Annotated in this window: 24 protein-coding genes; 14 read left to right on the top strand and 10 right to left on the bottom strand. The window is 44.4% G+C overall.

What is annotated here, in order from left to right; genetic code table 11:
- The first annotated feature begins 267 nt into the window (after window positions 1–267).
- The 3 genes from ACTIE0_RS01875 to ACTIE0_RS01865 all read left to right on the top strand — a co-directional run bounded on the left by ACTIE0_RS01875 (window position 268) and on the right by ACTIE0_RS01865 (window position 2,102).
- Window positions 268–828, top strand: coding sequence for a hypothetical protein (locus ACTIE0_RS01875; protein ID WP_006670329.1), 561 nt, complete (start codon window positions 268–270; stop codon window positions 826–828).
- Between the two features lie 108 nt (window positions 829–936).
- Window positions 937–1,365, top strand: a complete 429-nt coding sequence (locus ACTIE0_RS01870) for an EVE domain-containing protein (protein WP_006625378.1) — start codon at window positions 937–939, stop codon at window positions 1,363–1,365.
- Window positions 1,365–2,102: an ABC transporter ATP-binding protein gene (locus ACTIE0_RS01865; RefSeq protein WP_006670330.1), complete on the top strand. Its 738-nt coding sequence runs from the start codon at window positions 1,365–1,367 to the stop codon at window positions 2,100–2,102. Before ACTIE0_RS01870 ends, ACTIE0_RS01865 begins: the two co-directional genes overlap by 1 nt.
- A 242-nt stretch (window positions 2,103–2,344) precedes the next feature.
- On the opposite strand, the gene ACTIE0_RS01860 is transcribed toward ACTIE0_RS01865, so the two are convergent.
- From ACTIE0_RS01860 to ACTIE0_RS01840, 5 genes are all read right to left on the bottom strand, one after another.
- Window positions 2,345–2,539 carry a hypothetical protein gene (locus tag ACTIE0_RS01860; RefSeq protein WP_192808280.1) on the bottom strand — a complete coding sequence of 65 codons (195 nt, stop codon included), beginning with the start codon at window positions 2,537–2,539 and terminating at the stop codon, window positions 2,345–2,347.
- A 99-nt stretch (window positions 2,540–2,638) separates the two neighbouring features.
- Window positions 2,639–4,567: a hypothetical protein gene (locus tag ACTIE0_RS01855; protein ID WP_006670332.1), complete on the bottom strand. Its 1,929-nt coding sequence runs from the start codon at window positions 4,565–4,567 to the stop codon at window positions 2,639–2,641.
- Between the two features lie 9 nt (window positions 4,568–4,576).
- Window positions 4,577–7,804: a hypothetical protein gene (locus tag ACTIE0_RS01850; RefSeq protein WP_006670333.1), complete on the bottom strand. Its 3,228-nt coding sequence runs from the start codon at window positions 7,802–7,804 to the stop codon at window positions 4,577–4,579.
- A gap of 28 nt (window positions 7,805–7,832) precedes the next feature.
- Window positions 7,833–9,317 carry a hypothetical protein gene (locus ACTIE0_RS01845; RefSeq protein ID WP_006670334.1) on the bottom strand — a complete coding sequence of 495 codons (1,485 nt, stop codon included), beginning with the start codon at window positions 9,315–9,317 and terminating at the stop codon, window positions 7,833–7,835.
- A gap of 4 nt (window positions 9,318–9,321) precedes the next feature.
- Window positions 9,322–9,816, bottom strand: a complete 495-nt coding sequence (locus tag ACTIE0_RS01840; RefSeq protein WP_039933649.1) for a hypothetical protein — start codon at window positions 9,814–9,816, stop codon at window positions 9,322–9,324.
- Between the two features lie 161 nt (window positions 9,817–9,977).
- Between ACTIE0_RS01840 and ACTIE0_RS01835 the strand changes: the two genes are divergently transcribed.
- Window positions 9,978–11,324 carry a hypothetical protein gene (locus ACTIE0_RS01835; RefSeq protein ID WP_006670336.1) on the top strand — a complete coding sequence of 449 codons (1,347 nt, stop codon included), beginning with the start codon at window positions 9,978–9,980 and terminating at the stop codon, window positions 11,322–11,324.
- Between the two features lie 63 nt (window positions 11,325–11,387).
- On the opposite strand, the gene ACTIE0_RS01830 is transcribed toward ACTIE0_RS01835, so the two are convergent.
- From ACTIE0_RS01830 to ACTIE0_RS01820, 3 genes are all read right to left on the bottom strand, one after another.
- On the bottom strand, window positions 11,388–12,023 hold the full coding sequence (locus tag ACTIE0_RS01830; protein ID WP_006670337.1) for a Uma2 family endonuclease: 636 nt from the start codon (window positions 12,021–12,023) through the stop codon (window positions 11,388–11,390).
- Between the two features lie 326 nt (window positions 12,024–12,349).
- Window positions 12,350–12,517 (bottom strand): hypothetical protein, encoded by a 168-nt coding sequence (locus ACTIE0_RS01825; protein WP_192808281.1) that lies wholly within the window; start codon window positions 12,515–12,517, stop codon window positions 12,350–12,352.
- Between the two features lie 194 nt (window positions 12,518–12,711).
- A complete protein-coding gene (locus ACTIE0_RS01820) occupies window positions 12,712–12,984 on the bottom strand; it encodes a hypothetical protein (RefSeq protein WP_231296376.1) in 273 nt (90 codons plus the stop codon).
- On the opposite strand from ACTIE0_RS01820, the gene ACTIE0_RS01815 reads away from it, so the two are divergent.
- On the top strand, window positions 12,968–13,378 hold the full coding sequence (locus tag ACTIE0_RS01815) for a hypothetical protein (RefSeq protein ID WP_439516824.1): 411 nt from the start codon (window positions 12,968–12,970) through the stop codon (window positions 13,376–13,378). The genes ACTIE0_RS01820 and ACTIE0_RS01815 overlap by 17 nt on opposite strands.
- A gap of 76 nt (window positions 13,379–13,454) precedes the next feature.
- Here the strand turns inward: ACTIE0_RS01815 and ACTIE0_RS01810 are convergent, their stop codons facing one another.
- Window positions 13,455–14,861: a UDP-N-acetylmuramoyl-tripeptide--D-alanyl-D-alanine ligase gene (locus ACTIE0_RS01810; protein WP_006625383.1), complete on the bottom strand. Its 1,407-nt coding sequence runs from the start codon at window positions 14,859–14,861 to the stop codon at window positions 13,455–13,457.
- A 198-nt stretch (window positions 14,862–15,059) separates the two neighbouring features.
- Between ACTIE0_RS01810 and ACTIE0_RS01805 the strand changes: the two genes are divergently transcribed.
- The 5 genes from ACTIE0_RS01805 (at window position 15,060) to ACTIE0_RS01785 (ending at window position 20,774) form a co-directional block, all read left to right on the top strand.
- Window positions 15,060–16,352, top strand: a complete 1,293-nt coding sequence (locus ACTIE0_RS01805) for a hypothetical protein (RefSeq protein WP_006625384.1) — start codon at window positions 15,060–15,062, stop codon at window positions 16,350–16,352.
- Window positions 16,353–16,570: 218 nt separating this feature from the next.
- Entirely contained in the window at window positions 16,571–16,852 is a 282-nt protein-coding gene (rbp, locus tag ACTIE0_RS01800) for an RNA-binding regulator (RefSeq protein WP_006670338.1), read from the top strand.
- A 109-nt stretch (window positions 16,853–16,961) separates the two neighbouring features.
- Window positions 16,962–18,359 (top strand): GTP-binding protein, encoded by a 1,398-nt coding sequence (locus tag ACTIE0_RS01795; RefSeq protein ID WP_035759544.1) that lies wholly within the window; start codon window positions 16,962–16,964, stop codon window positions 18,357–18,359.
- A 55-nt stretch (window positions 18,360–18,414) separates the two neighbouring features.
- Complete coding sequence (locus ACTIE0_RS01790) at window positions 18,415–19,773, top strand: diguanylate cyclase (protein ID WP_006625388.1); 1,359 nt, start codon at window positions 18,415–18,417, stop codon at window positions 19,771–19,773.
- A 188-nt stretch (window positions 19,774–19,961) separates the two neighbouring features.
- A complete protein-coding gene (locus tag ACTIE0_RS01785; RefSeq protein WP_231296377.1) occupies window positions 19,962–20,774 on the top strand; it encodes an SGNH/GDSL hydrolase family protein in 813 nt (270 codons plus the stop codon).
- Between the two features lie 32 nt (window positions 20,775–20,806).
- Here ACTIE0_RS01785 and ACTIE0_RS01780 read toward each other — a convergent pair whose 3' ends face one another.
- Window positions 20,807–21,412 (bottom strand): hypothetical protein, encoded by a 606-nt coding sequence (locus ACTIE0_RS01780; protein ID WP_006625390.1) that lies wholly within the window; start codon window positions 21,410–21,412, stop codon window positions 20,807–20,809.
- A 29-nt stretch (window positions 21,413–21,441) separates the two neighbouring features.
- On the opposite strand from ACTIE0_RS01780, the gene ACTIE0_RS01775 reads away from it, so the two are divergent.
- The 4 genes from ACTIE0_RS01775 (at window position 21,442) to ACTIE0_RS01760 (ending at window position 24,723) form a co-directional block, all read left to right on the top strand.
- Complete coding sequence (locus tag ACTIE0_RS01775) at window positions 21,442–21,612, top strand: DUF1824 family protein (protein WP_318286283.1); 171 nt, start codon at window positions 21,442–21,444, stop codon at window positions 21,610–21,612.
- 578 nt (window positions 21,613–22,190) lie between these two features.
- Window positions 22,191–23,189 (top strand): RNA polymerase sigma factor, RpoD/SigA family, encoded by a 999-nt coding sequence (locus tag ACTIE0_RS01770; RefSeq protein ID WP_006670625.1) that lies wholly within the window; start codon window positions 22,191–22,193, stop codon window positions 23,187–23,189.
- A 131-nt stretch (window positions 23,190–23,320) separates the two neighbouring features.
- Window positions 23,321–24,466, top strand: coding sequence for a hypothetical protein (locus ACTIE0_RS01765; RefSeq protein ID WP_006670626.1), 1,146 nt, complete (start codon window positions 23,321–23,323; stop codon window positions 24,464–24,466).
- Window positions 24,467–24,468: 2 nt separating this feature from the next.
- Window positions 24,469–24,723 (top strand): Nif11-like leader peptide family RiPP precursor, encoded by a 255-nt coding sequence (locus tag ACTIE0_RS01760; protein WP_006625393.1) that lies wholly within the window; start codon window positions 24,469–24,471, stop codon window positions 24,721–24,723.
- The last annotated feature ends 44 nt before the right edge of the window (window positions 24,724–24,767 follow it).

The raw sequence follows: 24,767 nt of genomic DNA, 5'->3' as shown, positions 1-24,767 counted from the left end.
GGATGAGGTACTTTTCAAAGCCCCTCTCCCGTATTGGGAGAGGGGTTTGGGGTGAGGGCTGTATTTCAACGCACCAGATAATCCCCATCATCGGCAGATAATCGTAATCACCACCAGAGTATAGCAGTTCCCGGACGGATGAGGTACTTTTCAAAGCCCCTCTCCCGTATTGGGAGAGGGGTTTGGGGTGAGGGCTGTATTTCAACGCACCAGAGTAGGAAAAATTGATGCACCATATAAATATCTGGCTGATTGGGTATTAAAAAAATGATGGATGTCGAAGAGATAGCATTATCAGAAAATGTGGTTTTTCGTATTTCCCCAATTGTGCGAATAACCTTGCTAAGTTTGTATGGTGCGTTGATGATTCCGCTACCATTCCTGGCTATCGTCGCCGATACACCTATTTCTCCCCAGGTGTTGTGGGGGGGTATTGTTTTAGGGGGTGTGGCTGTCTACGGGGCGCTGAGTGAGCGAGTAGTGGTGAACGATCGCACTATTGAAGTCACCTATCCGAGGTGGGTGCGAGTGTTTTGGCGGCGGGGTTGGTGTTTAAGTTGGTCAGAGGTGCGATCGCTACGTCCGAGGACCACCGGACAAGGGGGATTAGTTTATTATTTCGTGAGTGAGTCCGGGGAAGGTTATTTGCTACCCATGCGAATTGCTGGCTTTGCGAAGTTAGTGGCGATCGCGCAACAACAAACCGGAATTGATACTACTGACGTGCGACCTTTATCTCAGCCCTGGATGTATTTAATTCTGTTCTGTTGTACCCTCCTGTTAATCCTAGTCGATATTTGGACAATTGCCAACGTCTTTAACGCTTAGGTTAAATTCTCACCTTCCCCAACGCTGATCAGATGTATGATCAGATCATCCCCCATGGCAATATTGTCGGGTGGGAGTGTTGAATGAACAGAGAGAGAGTGGCATTTAATGGCATACTGGCTATTCCAAGGTAATCCCAAATATTATCGGGTGCTTGATGGTATCCGTGATTTCCAGGAAATGCCCTGGTTAGTCACCCGCTACCGTAAAGATATCAGCGTGGGGGATGGTGTATTAATTTGGAAAGCCGGAACCGCCGCCGGAGTATATGCAATTGCGGAAGTAATCGCACCCGCAGAGCCTCTCCAAGAAGTTCCCGATCGCAACTACTGGATTGATCAAACTCGCTTAGGTTATAAACCCTGCGCGCAAATCAAATTCACTACCAAGCTATTAGATAACCCCCTACTGCGGTCTGATTGTAAACAAGATCCCATCCTCCAAACCCTGTTGGTGATTCGCGCCCCCAACAGTACCAATTTTAAAGTCACAGATGAACAGTGGCGGCGAGTCCATGAGTTAACCCGTGGGAATTGATGTTAAAACTTCAGCAGGTCTCTGTCAAATCTCCAATTATCCTCAAACCTCTGTTGCTCGATATTTCTGCCTGTGTTCAACCAGGCGATCGCATTGCTTTAATGGGAGTTGCTGGGTCCGGGAAAAGTCTGTTGCTGCGATTAATTAATCGGCTAATCTCTCCCTGTAGTGGTTGCCTGTATTTCCGGGAGAGTAATTATCAAAATATTGACCCGGTTTGGTTACGCCAAAAAATCACCTTGGTTTTACCAGAACCCAGACTTTTGGGGATGAGGGTTTCGGAAGCGATCGCTTATCCCTTACGGTTGCGAAAAATGTCCGAAGATGAACTGACCACACGGGTTAATCTCTGGGTGGAAAGGTTAGCCATTCCCCCCGATATTCTAGCCCTAACTGAGGTGCAACTTTCCAGCCGAAAGCAACAATGGATATCTCTGACTAGGGGTTTAGTTATTCAACCGGATATCCTGTTATTAGATGAACCGACGGCTAACCTTAACCCACAACAGCAACAGTGTTTGGCACAAATTTTAACGGATTTTTACCAGGGGGAAAATATGGCGATCGTCGCTACTCATAACCCTGATTTTGCGCGTCAGTTCGCCACTAGGGTTTGGTATCTTCACCAGGGAGAGTTAGTTGATGACCTGCCAGTAGAACAAGTCAATTGGGCTGAATTTACTGAGGTTTTACAATCTCAAAAAACTGCAGTTTCTCAAGAGTGGGATAATCTCTAATCAACAATTATCCCCCCAAAGATGTCTGGTCGGCTATTACATAACTTTTGCTAATTCATCCCGCCAGATAAATTTAATCTTCCAAAGATTATTAAGAATTGTTACGATTTTATCGCGAATAGGTGTCAAAAAGTTGACGAGATTATGGGGGTTGTGCTACCATCAAATAAATCGCACCCAAGGGGTTACTATGTCTAGTCGCCAAAATATCGGCTAAAACCCCTATTCCGTCGCGCGAAAAGTTATTCTTCCAGCACAAATAAAAAATCACGATGCACGAGTTTTTCGGAGAGAGGCGATCGCCTTTTTTGACCCCTCTTGACAAAAGCGACATTTTGTGCATAGCCCGTCCTGAGACGGTAGTGGGAGGCGAAAATACTCCTAACTGGTGCTTTAAGTAGGTAAATATATGGATGCTGGATGCGATCGTCTATCAATGGTCCTTTTGGTTAACCTAGATACCCCATCATCAAACAGCCCAGCCCTTCTTGAGGGGTATTGGGGGAACCATTCAGCTCCCATTAGAGCCAAAACCGCTATATAATCTCAATCTCACCTTTTTCTGCCAGCGTCCAATCTGAAGCATTAGTTTTAATCAGTTTAGCCGGTCTAATCAGATTAAACTGCAACGGATTATTCCGGGTATTACCATGACAATCAAACAAAACCTTGCCCGAACTATCGTACACAGCCTTATCCATTTTTTTACTATATTTTGGAAATAGCCAAAACTCCGAACTATTTCCTGTAGTCGCAACAGCTTGGTATGAACCTTTGGTAGCGGCATTCAAAATTAGTGGTTGCGCGGTATTGCTACGGCGCTTATTGTACATTTCATCCGTTTCATCAACTGCTACTGTGGATACATTATGAGACCAGGAATCGTTATTATTATAGTCATTAACAATCTTTTGTATTTCAGGTGGCAATTGGTTTTTAATGGGCTGATTTTGCTCATAAACAGGCGTTGGATTTAGTAAACTTTCGATTTCAGATTCAAGTTTTGCTTTGTCAGATTCGAGCGTTGATTTATCGATTTTTAAGTTAAATATCTGATTTTCTTTGACCTGCAACTCTTTGCGATAAGAGGCGATTTCTTCTTCTTGTTGTTGTTGTTTTCGCTTTAAATCTTCAACCTCCTGCTGCAAATTGCTTGTAGTTGTCTGCCATTGAGTATAATTACTATTTTGCCGAGCCAAATCCTCGACCTGCTGTTTTAGAGATTGATTAGAATTATCTAAATTAGTGACTTGATCATTTAATTCTTGCTTTTGATTTTGTAGGGTTGCAAGTTGTCGTTCATAATCGGATGTCAACTGTGGCGATACTCCCCCTAAATTTTGGTTATATCCGGGAGTCTGATTTGCAGTCGCCGCAATACTATCCAAGGTTCGTTTTAACTCTTGCAGAGATGCGATAATTGCAGCCGAACTAGAATAGTTTTGAAAATATCCTGGAAGTAACCGTGACAATGAATTGTTAATTGAAGATTGAATATCATGAAGTGAAAATGAAGCACTATCCCCTTTTTTATAAAGACCTAATACATTGTCATTGATAATTTTTAAATCTTGTGATGAATTTGAAACCATGTTATTGAGCGTATCTTCAAGAGAGGCTAGGCGCTGGGTAATCTTTGTATATTCATTAGGAGGACGTGAGCTTTTTGTCTGTGGAGATTGAGGAGGTTGTCCATTTGGGGTCTGAGGCTGTCTTCTTGGTGGACTGATTAAACCAGGCTTGTATAAATAGATGAGTATAAAAATTATAACTAGAGTAACTACTATTATAATTATAGTGACTACTATAGTAGCCAAAATTTGCGGTACAGAATTATTGGCGTTGGTATCTTTCGATGGCGGTTCTTGAACTTGCTGAGATGCCGGATTCGTTTCTGATACAGAAGGTGACTGAGTTAATTGTTGGTTGGCAAAGGATTGTTGGATTTGACCCAACTCCATGTTGATGTCCGATAAAGATAATGTCAATGAATCTATATCTATATCGGCAAATTCTAGGGTGGAATTTAATCCACCATTTAAGCTATCAATTAGTTCCAAGATGCCATCAATTATATCGATGTTTGTTTTTATGATGTTCCTAGAAATTTGACTAATATTCAACAGTTGATTATCAGTCTCCCACCTCTCCCAACTCTCTTTAAACTCCGACCACCGACTTGGAAAATCTGCCGGAATAGGGCTAATATCATTCCCCTGAATACCCCTATTATCCATCTCATAGCTACGAGCTTTGAGACTTGATTCAAGATTCTGAATTGTCTGGGTTAGCTCCTCCAAAGTGTTCAAAGGGGCTGAACGAGCGTTGGCGTTTTCTGTAGCAGGAGAGATGGCGGGTCGTTGGCTGCTACCCCTGTCGGGCGGTTGTGATGTGCAGCCACCCAGAAGGCTGATAGATAAAACCGCCACGGAAAGTGTCTTCAAGAGAAGTTTCTGATTATTCATGGGTTGGATTTACTTGATGTTGTCGAGTAAAACTTTCAGGGCCAAAATAAACGGGGGTTCCTTGCGAATATCATCGACATTACCTGTCATATCCAGCAACTTGACATCAAGGGTTCTCTTGGTATCATGCAACAGCCTTTCCCGTTTACTTTCATCTTTATATACTTCTAGAGGCTTAATGCTTTGGATTCTTAAATCAGTTAATGCCTTATGAAAGTCCTCCAGAAAATTTTCTAAGTAAGTCAGTTGCTCAACCTTAAATGTATTGACTGTATCGGGAAGTCTTAGGCGATCTGTCCAATTAATTGGTTCTCCATTGACCAGACAATCTTCGCCAGCAAACGGCTCTTCATCTTCTTCTTCAAGCCCCATTAGCCGTGTTTCTCTTTGATCTAACACCAAACCACAAGCCACTTCTGCCTTGGGTCGATTGCTCAAAACCGTTTTTTCTCGTGTATCGGCGAAACCCGATCCTTTGCTTAACATCCGGCTGAATAAACGATGAGCCTCGCAGTCTGAATCAAACAGCCCCCCAGGTGAAAGCCAGTGGAAAATACGGCAACCATTGCCCCCAATATAAACGGGTGTATTATCTAGGCGATCGTATTTTCCTTCTAAGTGCAGAGCTTGTAAAATTGAGCCGACATAGTAATATAACCCAGAAATCCCGATCGCCGTTCTCTGTAAGATGTATTGCAAGTCCGGATCATCATCTATCAAACCTCGCTGCTTCCTCAGCCATTCTTCCCCTTTACCCGACAGAACCGCATTCAACTTGGCATAAAAGGCTTCCTCTTTGGTTCCCTTGGCGAGGTCGTCAATATTATTCTTAAATTGCTGCTGGACAAATCGGGGTTTCTGTTTGACGAATTGGGAGAAGAGCAAATTCCCCGCCAACAAAACAGAGCATTGGTGAATGAGTTGACGCCCCACCCAAATGGAGATATCAGAACTGCCTCCCCCCATGTCAATGCAGGTGGTATAAAGCAAGTCTTTTCCTTCTTGAGCATCAAAGTAGTGGGCTAAGGCAATACTTTCCGAGCGGTAATATTTTCCTTCCCTCGGAGGTAATGGCTCAGATTGGAGTCCGGTTTGGCTGGGTAAATCTTGAATGATTCTTTGCCAATTGGCATTATATTGGCTTTTATCGTTGGGGGAAAAGGAAGATGGGTAGGAAAACGTCCATCGGAGGATTCTCACCTGATTCATGGTCGCTTCGGCAGCGATCGCCAAAGCTAAATATTCCAAAAATCGTAGGTTGTCGTTGAGGTTGTCTCGTTTCCACTTCAGGTCTGTTTTAATGTCATCATGATCGGGATTATACATATCCAGATTTTGGGATTCTGGAATATAGATCCGACCATCAAAAATTCGTTGTTGTTGTCCTCTCGTTCCTTGGGTTGTGAGTACCGTTGCCAGGGGGAACTTCTGGGGAGTAGGAGAGAAGAAATATTGATAAAGTAAAGCCGAACGCTTCCCCTGGATGGCTGTTACTTGCAGATTTAAGGGCGATAGTTCCAGAGGTTTTGCTGTCTTGTTGATGCTATAGTAAACGTTGGTGAATGAAGTGCCAAAATCTACCCCTACAGTCCAGGTTTTATTGGGGTTTCCGTCTGGGATTCTTGGTGGCGTTCGCAAGAGGATAACTCCCAAAATTAAGTCGGGGTCTTTTTCTGATTGGCAGGTCACAAATCCGGGAAAACTTGGCAGTCGGCTCAGTTGAAATTCATCAATAACAGGGGGATGTACTGCCTCTACATTCGGAAACTGTACTCGGAAAGTTTTATCTAATTTAGAGAAGTAGTAAAAGGCATAATACTCTCGCCATCCGGGGGCTTGGAAATTTGGCCAAACTTCCAGGACTGGAACCTCCTTTAAGGCATGGTCTTCGATAATGGGATACTCTCGCTCAATGCGATACTCTCCCTCAGACAAGGGCAGAGTGAGGCTGACTTGTACTCCCGGTGTCGTTCCAATTTGAGTGGGTTTCAGTTCAATTTTGCTAATTAGTTCCTCTGGAGTAAAGTAGTTGAGGAGTTGGGGATTGATGGGAAGGAGGGGAGTGAGGTGATGTTCGTTGTTCTCCGAATCTAAATAGATTACATTTTCATATCCCTGGGGCATTAGTCCGCCGGGTAGTTGATTGGCTTCTTCGATAAAATAGAAGTCTTTTAAAAATATGTCGGCGACGCAGAGATAATCTTCATTGGCTTTGAGCTTTCTTTTAAACTCCTCTAGGTTGAAGTTGACCAAACTGGTGTCGTAGATCCAGATATCTTTCTCTTTTTTATGAATCCATTGATCGGTCAGGGTTTGGCGATCAGGAATAATGTATAGAACTTTTTGACCAATATTCGTTCGGGGCATCAACTTGATGCTAGAAGGCATGGGTTTCGCCCCAATCGGGGTATTAAGTGCTTGTAATGGTCCTCCCTCAATGGGAACACCAAAATAATTACCTTTTTGAGAGGATCTGAGGCGTTGACCTGCTGCTGGCGAGGCTCCCAGGGCTGTTGCTAAGTCGTCTTGAAATTCCTCAACCAGTTCTGTGATTCTTTGGGCATAGACTCCTGAACAAGTTTGGACTTTAGTTTTCAGGTTATTCAGCCACAGCCACAGTTGTGTTTTTTCGTCCTCTGTCAGGTGATCTTCTGGGGTAAGGGGCGATCGCAACTTTCCTTCCTGCCACCAAGGCAAGCCAGTCCAGTCCCCATCAGCACTCGGACATAGGAGGGTACTGGGGGAAGTCATCCCCACTGGGCGATCGTTCCATAAAAACAGAAAAATCTTTGTCCAAGGATTAGTTCTACCCCCATCTAAGGAATAAACACTCCTGTTTCGATTGGGAATCAGTTCCAGCAAAGAACTGATCAATTTATCTTGAGGATGCAGAGTCAAATCTAAAAATTTGGCGCGAAGGTCAAATCCTTGGACTTCTGCCAGAGCGATCGCCGCTAACATTCCTTTCCATTGGTCTTTAAAGGCTGCACGGAGGGGATGGGGACTATTGTCCGTCAGCATCGTTTCGACCCACAGGGGACGCGCCCAGATATCGGGAATTGAACAAACATTTCCCGTTTCTTTACCTTCTGGCAAGGCGAGGCTGTTCGCCAGGCTATCGAATGTTACATCGGTGCGACGTTGCCACTGTCCATATCCGTCCGTTCCGACAGACGCACCGGGTTTTAAGGGAGGCAGAAATAATTGGGTTGCAGGTTGAGCAGGATTTTGTACCATGATAATTCAATGATGAAAACTGAATGATTTACAAATCGCGATCAATAATTTTATAGAGTGATTTTGCCAGACCAATTGCCCCTCTATTATCGGGCGTATCTATATCCCTGGGGTTGAGTTTAGATAAAATATCGTTTATTTCCTTGGTTTTCTGGTCTGGAACTAGGTTAGAAAAATCCTTTCTTTTCATCTTGATAGAACCATCTGTGTTCAAAATAGAACCATCTGTGTTCAAAAAAACCTCCCAATTAAACCATTTAATCGACGGTTCAGAACGGCCGATCGCACCCAGCCATTGCAAGTAATTGGTACACCAATCGCTAATGGTTTTAATCTTATCTTGTTCGGTCGTATCTTTTAGCTCTTGGGGTTTAAAGAATTTGAGAGACCAGACTACTTCTTTAGGTTTTTCCCGAGCGTGTTTGAGCTCGGGGGCGATCGCCGCCAGCCATGTCAAGGCGAATCGAGTCGCCGCCACCACCCGGCTTCGCACCAGATTGAATTCGGGAATATCGTTCCAAGTCAAGGCCTCCGGTTGTTCTCGATTCAGCAGCATCACCTGACGTTGTGCAGGTTTGTTTGTCACTAGAAAATCCCGGAGTGCTAACGCCCCATAAAATTCCAGAAAATGGGGAGGATTCCGCTGATTGTTCCCTCCGGGACTAAAGTTTTCTACAGATGAAAACCTGGGCAGTCCGAGCATATAAACACTATCAAACTTGAGTTCAGTTTGGTTGGCATAGTACCGCAAAGCTGCCTCCGTTTGGAGAATAAAGTCCTGCGATCGCGCAAAGACCGTTTCATCTTGCAACTTCTGGGGTGCATTAAATTGGAAGTAGGGGAGCAAGAGCAAGCAGCCAAATTTAATTTTTCCGAGTAAATTTTGCCCATCCGGTCCCAGCTTGTTGGCCAGCAATCGCCCCAGGGTGGGCAACCCAGCCGCCCCGGTACCACCAAAAATCGAACCGCACAAAAACACCTTCGGTGACTTCCCGCCTTCTGATCCGAGACTGTTTGCATTAATCTGTTCGATCAGAGCGTTCCAGTTGGCATCCTCTCTCCCTTCTTGGGTCAACTGGCTGATAATAGCCGCACCGATGGCGGGTCTGCCTCTAAATCCTTGCGTGAGGCGGAGTTTGCGTTCATCCTCCGTGTAAAGAACATCAAACAAAAGTTTTCTCTCGTCTTGATCTTGATTGTATGGGAAGGTATCTTTGAGGGTCGCATCCGTCCGTTCAAAAACAGACCATGCTCCACCTTGAATCGGATCGATGTTTGAACTCATCCAGGGTCGGGATGGATGGACATTAAAATGTTGGCGACAGTTTTGGTAAATCGTCCGGGTGGTGTTAGTAGCGGAGGCATTGCCATTTCCCGTATCAGGATCGATTAACAAAATTTGCAAATCTTCGCTCTTCTGGTTATGGGAAAATAAACCCACTGCCGCAGCATGAATCATGGATTCAACCAGTTTGGCTCCCGTGCCACCAATAGCAATAATATAAGCAGTCATCAGTTTAGTATATCCTCAAAACACGGCGAATTTCAAAGGCTAACGGCACCACATGGGCTAGGTTTGAAGGAGTCGATACGGCAGTGGAAAGCCAGAACGTCAACACCATATTGAGGAGCAGGAACCCCACCAACCAGGGGAATGCCGCTGTGCTGCCTTTTCCGAATATCCAGATACTGCCGATTAGACTCAGCAGCGGCATCAGCAGCACAATCCACCATTTCAACATCGCCGATTTGGTGTCTTTCCTCGGGTCGAAATGTCGCCTCATTTGGACAGCCATGACGTACCAAATCATGCTGGCAATTAATGAGACTACCCATACAATCAGGGAGGCCCTCTCAAAGATACTCGCAACCCACCTTGTCGGATCGACATCCCATAAAGCAATAGAGCCATGCCTAAACAGCCAGCTTTGAATGGGAACTACAATAGCGCCCGCCGCGATCGCCAAAAACCATCGCAATATTTCTAGCCCGCGACCTTCCAGATTAATCATTTTTGCGAAATTGCTAAAGCAGTAATTTGTACTGTCTTGAGTATTTGGTGATATGATTTTTATATCATGGTACACAAAATCTATTTTTTATTTTGTATATTTTGATACATTTTATATTTCGTAACACAAAACAGGGCCTAGAAAAAGCGGGAGTTCTTACCATGCTGAAAAAGGGATGTCAAGTGGCAATGATGATTTTCTGTCTGTCTCTGGCTGCTTGTGCGCCAAACCAGATCACCAAAGATTGCGACTTGCCGGGGATATGGGTGGAAACCCAGGAGGTAAGCAGTTCGATTACCCCCATTATCCAAATTGATGGTACTCCCTCTATGCAAGGATTTGTGACGATTCCCACCAGTCGCTACATTCGCACTCTCAGGCTAATTGATACGGTTGTCACCACGGCTTTTCCTAATTCTCAACCACCTCAATACTACCGTTTTGGCATGGCAAGAAGCCGATTCACGGATGAAAGCTCTTCCTTAAGTGCACAAAAACCGTGGTTTTATGATCGTACCCTTGAACAATTGTTAGATGCTGATCTGGATGTGGCGATCGCACCTGTGGAAGGCAACCCTAGAGAGCAAATTTCCATTATCATAGTCGATCTGTATCAGCAACATGGGGAAATTTCTAGAGTTCTCAATAGCTTGAGAGTCAACTACTTGGACAAAGGACTCGCTGTCGGCATTTTAGCGGTTAAGAGTGAATTTGATGGAATCGTCTATGATATTGGACTGAACCATGAACGGTTTGAGTACCGGACGACACAAAATCAACCGGAAGGTTTCCAGCCTTTTTATGTTTTGGTGTTGTCAACCTATGAAAATGTAGCCCGTTTTTTCGATCGCATAAAAACCGCCAGTCAGAGTGAAGGTTTAAACTTTACAGATGATAAGTTTGTGATTTTTTATCCTCGCTTTTTATCCGAACCATTGAGATTAAATATCGACCCCAATCCGGGCAACTTTAATGTCGATGGTATTCGACGATTGCATACCATCAATGATGGCAACGTCATGGTTTCAGTAAGCGATCGCCAAACCACAGAAATTTTGATGTTGACGAATCCCGACATCCAGGACAAGAAGATTCCCTATCAAATTCCTTATCAAGGTTTACCTTATTTACTGCCGATTAATGATATCCAAGTAGAAGTTTCCCCAAGCATCTATAACTCCGAGGATAGGAGTTTTGTTCCGTTTAATTCCAATCCCCTCCAATTCCATAACTGGAATATCGACAGCAATAAATTGAATTTCGATATCAACTTTAATACCAGGGTTATGACCAGTGGAGTTTACTGGTTTACCGTCGATTTATCACCTAAAAGTCTGCAATCACCCCCTTGGTGGACTGAATGGAATCTACGGGAAAATGAACCCTTCAAGGGGGGTACAACCTATAATTTATTGCCTTTTATGGAAAGCTTAAAAAAGCTGAACTTAGAACTCCACCAAAATACAGGAATGGGTCGATTGTGCTACCTTATTCACCAAAATTTTTAGGGATGCAGTTACCTATAAACAACCCAATCGCCTGATACTTTGTTAGCCAGATTAAGCATACCCCTAAAATACTCCTAACTGGTGCTTTAAGTCACGAATAGCCGCGCTGGTATTACGCTGATAGGCAATTTCTAAACATCCAGCCACGACATCACCAACGTTCACCTCTGGAAAGTATTGGCTTTGGGATTTCACCTGATACTCATCCCCTTGCAGTTGGTAAATCCACAGTTGTTGTTGACGAAATAACCACAGCTCCGGGACTCCATAGGGGAGATAATCCAGAACATCTGAATAGCTGGTGACATCGATTTCCAAGACTAAATCCGGCGGCGGGTCGTTGCACCAATCAATCCGTTCCTTACCCGAAACTGCACGCCAATGGTTAATATAAAAGCAATAGTCCGGTTCGATGCCGCTTTGTTCTGGCAGTTCCATGGTCACTGGAGTAAACGAATCATACTCCCGCCCTGTCCAATCGAGCAAGACTTTGATGATGTCTGCAATCAGACTGGCATCTCGTCCGTGTTTGGGTAGGGGAGACATCAGCAACACTTCTCCAGAACGATACTTAATTCGGGGAATAGAACCGTCACCCCGGCTCAAACATAATGTCTGATAATCCTGCCAGGTTCCCGGTAGCTTGACGACACTGCCTGCTGGTAGTTTAATCTCTTCGGGAGAAATGACTGCATACATGATTGGGTCCCTCAAAGGGGGTCAACTATTACCTTCCAATGTTAAACCTTTCCCCAGACCCTAGAATTATCCCCCCAAAGATGTCTGGTCGGCTATTCCATAACTTTTGCTAATTCATACCGCCAGATAAATTTAATCTTCTCAAGATTATTAAGAATTGTTACGATTTTATCGCGAATAGGTGTCAAAAAGTTGACGAGATTATGGGGGTTGTGCTACCATCAAATAAATCGCACCCAAGGGGTTACTATGTCTACTCGCCAAAATATCGGCTAAAACCCCTATTCCGTCGCGCGAAAAGTTATTCTCCCAGCACAAATAAAAAATCACGATGCACGAGTTTTTCGGAGAGAGGCGATCGCCTTTTTTGATTCCTCTTGACAAAAGCGACATTTTGTGCATAGCAGGGGAACCGAAAGGGCGAAAAGGGGACTGGGAGGGCTGTCTAGGGTAATCTTCAATGGTTGATGATTAATTGCGATCGCCCTGTTCACCCCTTCACTCTAGCGCGTACCTTCGGGTTGAGCTTTCCCCCCCAGAGTGTTTTAGAAAACTTCTCAGGCTGAACTATCCAGTCGGGCGAAACAGTTAAAAGCCGCCGGAATTTATCATATTTAAGCACTGGGTATGATGACTTTGATTTCAGTCTGCCAATTAAAATCATCTGCATTAAATGTATATGGTTTGCTCAGTTGATACCATAGATATCACTTCTGGCGATCGCGTCTTTTGCGCCAATATCGGCTACCAACCAATCAAATTCTCGTTCTATTTCTGGCAATTCTCCTCTGGGGATATCTTGGGGGTGAATTAAATGGGAGGAGAATGCGTCCTTTTGTCGGGCTACCAATCTGAACGCCGCCACAATTTCTTCGATCGCTGTAATTTGTTGAGGCGTGAGGTCGCTTACATCAATGACTTTAGGGTTCATCGCGGGTTGGGAAATGTCGAAAATTACCACAGTTATTATGGTAGCAGTTCTCCAGACAGGTGGGAACCATCAATCCCATCATAGCGATCGCGCCTCCGTAGTTATTTTGACTCATCTCTGTCTCCGCTGGTCTGCTAATTACATAACTTATGCTAATTCATCCCGCCAGATAAATTTAATCTTCCAAAGATTATTAAGAATTGTTACGATTTTATCGCGAATAGGTGTCAAAAAGTTGACGAGATTATGGGGGTTGTGCTACCATCAAATAAATCGCACCCAAGGGGTTACTATGTCTACTCGCCAAAATATCGGCTACAACCCCTATTCGGTCGCGCGAAAAGTTATTCTCCCAGCACAAATAAAAAATCACGATGCACGAGTTTTTCGGAGAGAGGCGATCGCCTTTTTTGACCCCTCTTGACAAAAGCGACATTTTGTGCATAGCAGGGGAACCGAAAGGGCGAAAAGGGGACTGGGAGGGCTGTATAGGGTAATCTTCAATGGTTGATGATTAATTGCGATCGCACCCCTTCTACAACGCGGTTCATTCCGACAGAATTAGAGGCTTTAAACAGAACGCGATCGCCCGGTTTAAGGAATGCGAGAACCTTGTCAATCATCAGTTGATGAGCTTGGGGAGAACCGAGGTCTTGAATATCAATAAAATCGATTACCATAGCGCCCTCAGCCATAGCTTGAGCCTCAGCCAAATCAGCCAAAATAAATAAACCATCTAAATTGAGCCTTTGAGTTTCCGCCCCAACTTGCTGATGAAATTCAAGCGATCGCTCACCCAACTCCTTCATAGTACCCAACACTGCGATATGACGATTACCGGGAGTTTCCGCCAACAATTTTAACGCCGCCAAAGTTGATTCTAAACCCGCATTATAAGTTTCATCTAACAACAGAATATCCTGAGCCAGGTGGTAACGTTTAGCCCGTCCCTGTGGCATTTGTAGGGATAAGCCGGTGCTGAGGGGTGCATAAAGTTCTTCGGCGGAAGTTTCCCAACCAGCGATCGCCCTAAGCACAGCCAAAGCCGCCAAAAAATTAGAGGCATTATGGGAACCCGGTAAAGGTAAAGGCAACTCTATACCTGCCACGCGGATAGTTTCATGTCCTAATAATTCCCCCTGTAAAATCCCCCCTTCCAAACCATAGGTAATAGTTGTTCCCGACCAAACTTGAGTCGCGGTTGACATGAGGCGGCGGTTATCATGATTAAGCACAGCGATTGATGTATCGGGCATTTCCGCCAGCAATTCACACTTAGCACGAGCGATCGCATCTTCCGAACCCAAACGGCCGATATGAGCAGTTCCCACATTGACAATTACCCCCACCGTAGGACGGGCTATGCGAGTCAAGTCAGCAATTTCTCCCGGTCCGCGCATAGCCATTTCAATGACAGCAAAATCATGATCCGAGCGCAATTCTAGGAGAGTTTTCGGGACTCCTATTTCGTTGTTGTAATTCCCGAAGGTTTTGTGAACCTTACCATGATGAGAAAGTACAGCGGAAATGAGTTCTTTAGTAGTAGTTTTTCCCACGGAACCCGTCACGCCAATTATAGGAATAGAAAAGCGATCGCGCCAACTGCGTGCGAGGGTCTGATAAGCGCGTAAAGTATCAGCCACTGGAATTAAGGGAAATTCCGGGTGAGAGACAGCAAATTCCCGATTAACCACCGCACAAAGGGCCCCTTTAGCGATCGCCGCCACGACAAAATCATGTCCATCAAAGCGATCGCCCTGCAATGCCACAAATACCTCTCCCCGTTGGAGGGTACGAGTATCAGTTGTGATACCAATCACAGGAAAGTTATTAGACACATCACAGGATACTTCCCCATTTACTGTTAAAATCTGCAACAGTTGGGTCAGGGTAAACAGCTCAGACATAATTTATCGCATCTACTCGCATCAATAGGAATAAGTAACCAAAGATAATTTTGGCAATCACCCAGAGGTTATAGTCAAGATTACCATGGTTGCATTTAGCCCGAAAGTCATGATAATCTGTGGATTCCTATTATCCCCAATTATCAACTTGGTCGTGCAGTCTAAGTTTGCCATAGCAACTATATAACCCTGAGTTCAATGAATAATATAGCAGGCGATCGTCATAATCGACCGATATCCCCCGAAGAACAGCAACTATATAATCACTGGCTAGAGCAGGTGGAAACCGAAAGTACAGATATCCTGGTTGAGCGCTTTCGGTTGCTTTTTATTCAAGGAACAGGCTACCCCGATCATCACATAGCGCAAGTGATGCGGAAGTTGTTACGGGCGAAACACATTGAGGGTGACTTTAATTTTATCATCAACCGATGTTGCTACATTCTGAGCAACAGATGGCACACCAACCCAGAACGCCGAGCAGCTATTTATCGCTTAGTTCATCTCTTTGATAGCCAAAAGTCCGTTTCTGCTGCGCCTTCTGCTATCAAGTCCCGATACATTCAGCAACTATCTTATTTAGTTAACAACTTCCGAACCAGCCCCCAGTATCAAACTATGAAACGGTTTGCTGAGGTTTTGTGCGAGCCATTACAGTCTAGCCCCAATTTAATTGAGACTCAACCCCTGAGAACCCTAATTCCCCGTTATCCATACTTATACCGATATTGTCTAATTAGCGATGATAGTCCCTACGAACATCAACAAATGATTCAGACAATTAAGCTACAGAAACAGAAAAAATTTGAACTGGAATTGTCTAAATATGCCTTGTATCAAATCAGACAAAACGCGCGCTCTGCTAAAGGACAAGAACAGACCACTACCGCCACCATGGCTGCGACTAACCCGACACTCCTGAGCGACAAGGAGCTATTTTTGGCTCTGCAACAATTTGTCGGTAAAGTTCAAGGGTCAAATACCTATCGAGACCTAGCCCATAGTTTGATCTCCCATAGCAATTATAACCAAACCTTTAGGGAGTTTAAATCCGATTTATATGAATACCTCCGTGATAACTCTTTTAAGTCAAGTTACCTGAACAGACAATTTTACGAAAAACTGTATAAGCAGTTACAAAATACTATCCCCCAAAGTGATGATCAACCTTTTAGTGAGTTCTTAATGTTAAGAACCTGCTCTCAACTGTTAAACTACCTGGTGGTGGAAAGCCCCCAAAAACCTCAGCATTTTGTATTTATCGATCTGATTGCCAATATTGGTCCGACCCTTATGGTCAGCTTGTTACTGAAAATTGTGCTGCTGTGTCGTCAGGTGAAGCCTTCCCTAGAAAAACGGTTCGCAGTGCTATTCAACCATTATGAATCATCCTCTACCCAAGGGCTACAGTGGCTGGTGAAGGTTCTGGAAAACTTGAATGTGGCTTTGACTACCAATTTTGGCAAAGTTGACCTGTCCTTTATTCGCTAGGGAAACCAAAGAACAGGGGGAAGAAAAGGCGATCGCATAGTGATCAAAATCATTGTTGTCGATCAGAAATTTTGTGATAGAATTGTCGGCGTGAGTCAGCTTCGGTTCTGTACTTCCCAAACGGTTACAGATCTACTTACAGATTCTGCCTATTCTGTGTCGGCAGGTATTGCTCCGAAACTGAGTTATGTCAAGCGTGTTAATGTTGGAGTCATTCCATGTCGATATACGTCGGTAACTTGTCCTATGACGTTACCCCAGATGATTTAAGCGAAGTTTTTGCTCAATACGGAACAGTTAAACGGTCAATGATCCCTACAGACCGAGAAACTGGGCGATCAAGGGGCTTTGGCTTTGTGGAAATGGTTAACGAAGATGAGGAAACTAAAGCCATAGAGGCCCTCGACGGGGCGGAATGGATGGGTCGTTCTCTAAAAGTCAATAAAGCCAGACCGAGAGAAAACAATAAACAGCGCGGAGGTTTTAAGCGGGATTATTAGTAAAGATAAGCCACAATAATAGAGAGACGGGTTTTGCGGAGTTAGCAGAACCCGTTTACTTTATCCCTCAACTGTTGTCAACCCTGGGTTTCTCTACCCATTGTTTCCGATGAGCATAGATCAAGAACTAGACAATACTATTTCGACTTTTGCTGATATTGAGGCTGAGTTAAACCTGCGTCATGCTCAAGATGTCCTGCGGGACTTGGTGAAAAATCTCGACTTGACCTCCTCAGAACGTCAGGGACTCGAATCTGATCTCAGTGGTTTACAACAGATGCTTGATAAACTAGAGCATACCTCTATACAAATTGCTGTTTTTGGTATGGTGGGGCGTGGTAAATCTTCGATTTTGAATGCCTTATTGGGTCAAACAGTATTTGCTACGGGTCCCACCCATGGTATTACTCGCACTACAGAGGCTAAACCCTGGCAGGTGGAAGGAGAAAACCCTACCGGCGCAATGTCTTATCGTATCTCTCAGGTGGAACTTATTGATACACCCGGTATTGATGAGGTTGACGGTCAGACCCGCGAACAAATGGCGCGTCAGGTGGCGGAAAAAGCTGACTTATTATTATTTGTGATTGCCGGCGATATCACCCAGGTGGAATATCAAGCCCTCTCCTGGCTCCGAGATGCCGGAAAACCAATGCTTTTGGTATTTAATAAGATTGATCAATATCCCCCTGGCGATCGCCAAGCTATTTATGAAAAAATTAGGGATGAGAGAGTGCGGGAATTACTCTCTCCTGATGAAATTGTCATGGTAGCCGCTTCTCCCTTGGTGGCTTCGGCGGTGCGCCGCCCTGATGGTAGTTTTCAAACTCAATTGAACCGAGGGGAGCCTCAAATTAATGACCTCAAATTAAAGATTCTCGATATCTTACACCGGGAGGGTAAATCTTTAATCGCCCTTAATACTATGCTCTATGCGGAAGATGTTAATGAGCAGGTGGTGCAGCGCAAACTCGAAATTCGCGCCGATCAAGCCCGTAGTGTGATCTGGAATGCTACCATTACTAAGGCAGTGGCGATCGCTATTAATCCCCTCACCGCTATTGATTTGCTTAGTGGGGTGGCTATTGATATCACCCTGATTTTAACCTTATCCAAGCTCTACGGCATCCCTATGACCCAACGGGGAGCTTTAGATTTACTCCAGAAAATTGCCCTCAGCATGGGCGGTATTGGAGCCAGTGAGTTGATTACTAATTTGGGCCTGAGTTCCCTTAAAGGTTTGCTGGGAGTTACAGCGCCTGCTACCGGGGGCGCAACCCTCGCTCCCTATTTGTCTGTTGCTGTGACTCAGGCGGCGGTGGCGGGGGCCTCTACTTATGGTATTGGTCAGGTCACAACTACCTATCTCGCTAACGGTGCTTCCTGGGGAGACGATAAGCCTAAAGCAGTAGTGAGGCGGATTCTGTTATCATTGGATCAAGCCTCTATTTTGGGCCGTATTAAGAACGAACTATGGATAAAATTAGGGTTGGAGGCATCAAATTAGCCGTAGCGCAGGTATTCTCCATTATGGATGAACTAGCTGACTTCACTCTCTAAATATGATGGGTAGTATTCCAGAGCAAACCTTGAAAGCAGATATTTTGGTGGTTGATGATCAGCCGGAAAATCTGCATCTTTTGTCTTCTTTGCTTCGACAGGTTGGTGATCATGTTAGACAGTCTCTTAATGCCGAGATGGCTCTGACTTCTGTTCAGGCTAAATTGCCAGATTTAATATTGCTTGATGTCCGCATACCTGGGATGAGTGGCTATGAGTTATGTCGCCATTTAAAAAATAGTGAAAATACTAGCAAAGTCCCGATTATTTTTTTGAGCGCCCTTAATGATATTGACTCGATTATGGCGGGTTTTCAAGTGGGCGGTGTAGATTATATTACCAAGCCTTTTCATAACTCAGAAGTCCTGATCCGAGTTAATACACAACTGCGACTTTATCAACTGCAAAAACAACTGGAACTGCAAAATCAATCCCTCCAAGAACAGATCCGCCTCAGTCAGATATATTTACACGATCGCCAGGTAGCAGAAGCACGGCGAAAACTCTTAGAAAAAGCGATCGCCGCTACCCAAAATGGCGTGGTGATTACTGACCCTAATCAACCAGATAATCCTATTATTTATGTGAATGCTGGCTGGGAAAGACTCACGGGTTATGCAGCTAATGAAGTCATCGGTTCTAACTGTAGATTTCTTCAGGTAAACCAACGAGATCAACCCGCCCTAGATGATATTCGACGGGCGATCGCGGAAGCCGAAGAATGTCGCGTCATTCTCAAAAACTATCGCCGAGATGGTACAATTTTCTGGAATGAATTGTTTATTTCTCCAGTCAGGAATGAACCGGGAGAATTAACTAATTTTATTGGTATTCAAACTGATGTCACCGAGCGCAAAAAATCCGAAGAAGCCCTAGAAAGGTCAAGAATTGCCCTCAAAAAAACCAACCAAGAATTACAACGCCTCGCCCTTGATGACGACTTAACTCAAGTAGCTAACCGTCGCCGTTTTAATGAATATTTAGCCTATAATTGGCATCGTTGCGCTAGGGAACAAGAACCGATAGCTTTAATTCTCTGTGATGTAGATTATTTTCAACCCTATAATGATACCTTCGGACATCAAGCCGGAGATGATTGTTTACACAAAATAGCCAGAGCAATTTCTGGCGCTATTCAACCGTTCAGTAGATTTGGTGGCTCGTTATGGTGGCGAAGAATTTGTGCTATTATTCTGCCGAATACACCCATCAACGGTGCGATGAAAGTGGCTGAACGTATCCGTAAGCAAGTGGAAAATCTCCGTATTCCTCACCCCAGTTCTAAAAGTAGTAATTATGTTACCGTCAGTCTGGGTGTCGCTTGCCAAATTGCTCATTCTGAGTTATGCGTAGATAGTTGAATCGCTCAGGCTGACGAGGCTCTCTATCAAGCTAAAAATCACGGTCGGAACTGTACTGTTATGGTTGAGTCTCCCAGTTGTGAATTGTTAAAAATTGACGATAGCAATCCCATGGGTTTACCACCCCATGCAAATATCACACCCTTATTATAGAATAGGGGATAGTTTTTTGTGCTGTGATTAAAATAATGCCTAGGCTGTCTATTTGCACTCTCTCACCTTTAAACTGGCTCAAACGGTATTCTGCATTACCATTTTTCATGGTAGTTACGATTATAGGTTTAGAGACTTCTGTGGCTATTCCTGAGCCGATAAAACCTGATTATGAACAACAGCAAAGTCCCTTCAGCGGCACTAATAAAATTGTGGTGGTCGGAGATAGCATTACCCAAGCGGGGGGACAGTATGGGGGTTATGTCTGGTTGTTCAGACGCTACATTAACACTCTGTATCCGGGAGAGTCTATTGAGATTATTCCTTCGGGAGTTTCGGGAAATAAATCAACTGATGTAGAAGCTAGATTTAATCAAGATGTACTCTTACACCGACCCAATTTAGTGGTGATTAATGTGGGAGTTAACGATGTGATGCAAAGTTTTCATAAATCTTCGGAATCCGAAACAGAACCCTCTCCTTTAGAAGTCTATCGCCAAAAATTAAGCGCTATGGTCAAGGCGGCTAGAGCCAGAAATATTCGAGTTTTGCTCCTGTCACCTACGATTATTTATGAAGACTTAAACAGCCGCGAAAATATCCGTATGGTTGAATATATTAATGCTATGCGAGATGTGGCTGCTCAACATCAAGTACAGTTTCTTGACCTACATACCCCCTTCCGCCATATTATCATGACTTATCAGCGCTATGGAGGGCGATCGCAAAATATTCTCACCCGTGACGGTATCCACCCTAACCACGCCGGACATCAAATTATCACCTATATTCTGCTGCGGGGTTTAGGGGTTCCTGAACAGCAAATTCAGCATTTAACCTTTGACTAAACTCTCCAAATAGGTCGGCAAATTCTAGATAATTAAGGCAGTGGAAAAGTTCCTAAAATGCGATCGACTCCCGTCCCCCTGCTGTTCTCCCCGTCCGACACATAATCCCCATCTATGTCTACTAAAATTACACCAGCCTGGAAGTAACATTGCAGGTCGGCTTCCTGTCGTTCTTCCGAAACCAAAATATTGATATCCCCACTTTCGATCGCACAATGAAACCGGACATTTTTCATTTCTTCGGGATAGGTATTTAACAATTCTTGGGCATATGGTTGAGAGTCCGGCCAACTGCTAAGAAAGCGATTTTCTTCTCCGGGAAAAGGCAGGGTAATTAGGGAACTTCCTTCTCGTGCGCCGTTGTCGTCAACTTCCCGATTCCAACAAGCCAGCACCACCCGCCGCCCCCCATTACGATGTTCGTACACCTGTAAAGATAAAATGCGATCGCCTTCACAAGTTAGATTAAACTCCGGCCAAGTTTCTGATAAAGCGTGGAACAATTGATCACAACTGATGTCATCGCAGGAACCGGGTATATTGCTATGGGGGGGACCGGAGATGGCGATCGTCTGAACAGTCAAAAACAGCGAACCTATAACCCAAATAGACACCGGAATCAGACTTTTAAGTTTCATAGTTACATCCCCACACCGTATCCTCTAGAATTGGTCTTTGTTTAGCACAAACCCATACCAGAGTTGGGAAGCTCTCCTACCATATTAGCCCCTACTTAGAAAAGTATCGTGGGGTACTGGTTTCCTGTCAGTCTTCGGAGGAAAATGGGGTGAACGGTACTTATGGCCATTTCCCTTTAGATCTGTTTGCTACAGCCTAGTAGGGGTCACCCCCGGTCGGGCTGAAATTATCGAGGGGTGTGGACTACTGGTTAAATGGGTGAAAACCGGGAAAAATGGTTCGGGTATCTCGGAACTGCTGGGGTGTCAAATATGAGGAATTTTAGGGCATTATAGTAAAGAGTCCTTATAAATTGGTATAATCACAGATTTACCATTGGGGACTTGACCTAGACTGAATAGTATGACATAATGTGAAGAGATGTAAACCTAGCTAAGTTTAAAATAAGCATCTCGACTGTCCTTAGAGAGGATGACTAAGGCTGTCACATTGGGGAAGGTTGTGAGCGATCGCAGTTACTAAATTTGCAAGTGAGTCTATGGATCTCAGTATCTTGGGGTCCCGGCGTCCAAATAAGACACTAAAAACCTCGTGGCGATAAGTAAAAGGAATTTAGCTTCAGAACATCAGGAAAACATATCTACCAGAAGGCAAGGCTTTCAAGGAACCGATCATATATATAACGGAGGACATATTGACTATCCTGACTGTCTATCTCACTCCTTGCTAGGGGGTCGCTGCCAGTTTATTAGCTGTTTAGGGAGGGTAAAATTGACTATGGCAACTGCTAAAACCACACAAACTGAATTAACATCGCGGAACCCCCGCTCTGGTGCTTCCATGGATGCAGTGCGGACTTATTTGCACGAAATTGGTCGAGTTCCACTTTTGACCAGAGAAGAAGAAATCATCTACGGTAAAAAAGTACAGCAGATGATGAGTCTGTTGGAAATGCGCGATGAGTTAACCAAAGAACTCGATCACGATCCTACGGCGGCGGAATGGTCAGCGAAGGCGGGATTGAGTGAGTCGGAAATGACTGAGATCATGAATCGCGGTCGTCGTGCGAAGCAGAAAATGATCGAGGCGAATTTGCGACTGGTGGTATCTATCGCCAAGAAGTACCAGAAACGGAATATGGAATTCTTGGATTTAATCCAAGAGGGAACTCTGGGTCTGGAAAGGGGTGTTGAGAAATTCGATCCTATGCGCGGGTATAAATTCTCAACCTATGCTTACTGGTGGATTCGCCAAGCCATTACCCGTGCGATCGCCCAAAACTCTCGGACTATCCGTCTGCCGATCCATATTACAGAAAAACTGAACAAAATTAAAAGAGTTCAGCGGGAATTGTTTCAGCAGTATGGTCGCAATGCCACTCCCACGGAAATTGCGAAAGCATTAGATTTGGAACCGTCTCAGATTCGGGATTATTTGTTAGCTTCCCGTCATCCGGTTTCCCTTGACCTGCGAGTTGGTGATAACCAGGATACGGAACTGCAAGATCTACTGGAAGATGAATCGGCTTCTGCTGATAACTATGTTACCCAACAACTGTTGCGGCAGGATCTCAAAGACCTGATGGCGGATCTGACTCCCCAGCAGCGGGAAGTGTTGACTTTGCGCTACGGTCTCAATGACGGTAAGGAAATGTCCTTATCCAAAGTGGGAGTACACATGAACATCAGTCGTGAACGGGTGCGCCAGTTGGAAAACCAGGCTTTGAACCACCTGCGTCGTCGTAAAGCCCAGGTACGGGAATATCTGGCCAGTTAATCGATGATGAACATTGACCCGGCTTCTACCTAAGCCGGGTTTTTTAGTTATTATACGAACAGCGTTTGGGAGTGGCAATTTTCACGAATGCCTGATTATCAAACTTAGGAAAGCCAAGCCTCATTTTGGAAATGGCAAGTCTGACTGATTATTGGGAGGCGATCGCCTCTTCTATTTCCCCGGATTTAATTTCGCCGGCATCCTTTGGGCGTTTGGCGGCGGTGGGGCGACATTTCCCTAGTGCGATCGCCTCTTTGGTGGGGTTTGAATGTCGCCTAGCAGACCCTAAACCCCAAGCTGATCTGTTTTTGCGGGTGGTTCCAGAAACCGGAGGTCGCGACATCCTCGCTGGTAGCGAAGCCGTGGAAACGCTTCCGAAATTATATCATTTGTTGGCGGGTTATGACACAATTCCCTCGCTGTCTTCTCGGTTAATTGACCATCCAGTATGGCGAAAAATTAGCCGATTTTGCCAGGAATGGTCTAACCCTGATACATCCTTTTATCGGAATGTTAATGATTTATGGTTAGAATTTGATTTAACGGGGGATTTAACGGGGGATTTAACGGGGGATTTAACTACGGATACAGCAATTCCGGTTCCCAGTGTATTTTGGGGTTCGGAACAGGTGGCGGATTTAGAAAATCATCTCAATTGGTGGCTAGACAGTCGGTTAACTTCTGCACAAAGACAAATTATTCATCAGACTTTCCAGGCTTTACCTCCAACGGCAAAATTATTTCAAAGTGGGGTTTTATTAAGTCGAAATTCCCAGGCTATAAGATTTTATATAGCTGATATTTATCCTACACAAATATATCCGTATCTTGACAAACTTGGATGGTTAGGCGATCGCTATAGTATCGGAGCCATTTTATCTATGCTATCTTTGGGAATAAATAAAACTAATTTACAGCTAGAAATAGATGGGAATAGTCTCAGTCATCAAATAGCGGTGGAATGCTATTTAGAAAACCGAAAAGCCTGGCAAACATTTCTCGATGGTTTAGTGAAAACAGGATTTTGTCTACCTGAAAAACGAGACGCAATCCTGAGTTTTGGTGGCTTGACCCATGAGAGAGATTCCCCGGAAAAGTGGCCGGAAACTTTACGGCGGCGATCTCAACTTCTGGGTAGGGATTGGGAAAGTGTCTTATTTCGGAGATTAGCTTATGTAAAACTAACTTATCGCCCCGGAATACCTTTAGAATTTAAGGCGTATTTAGGGGTTCAACCTGGCTGGATAAATACCAAATCTTGGGGAGTAAAATTATAAATATGCGAGCATTTATAGAAGCGATCGCCAATCATCCAGAATGGCAGGAAAAAATCATGGCGGCTGACCACATTCAAGACTTGCTCAAAATTGCCACATCCGCTGGATATAATATCACCATCAAAGAATTAGAAGCTACCCTAACTCAAGATTTTGGTGAACTGGTCCTTGAGTTAGACAATAGCCCTGGGATTTCTTCTGGTTACGCCCGCATTTTGCTAACTCAACTGATAGAATCGATCTGTTTTTGTAGTTAAAATACCCATTGACCATCAACTTTGGGTAATATATCAATGCTAAT

This window comes from Limnospira sp. (assembly GCF_051859755.1).
Taxonomy (GTDB): domain Bacteria; phylum Cyanobacteriota; class Cyanobacteriia; order Cyanobacteriales; family Microcoleaceae; genus Limnospira; species Limnospira fusiformis.
Note: the sequence above shows the minus strand (reverse complement) of the source record. Positions and strands in the feature narration are given on the sequence as shown.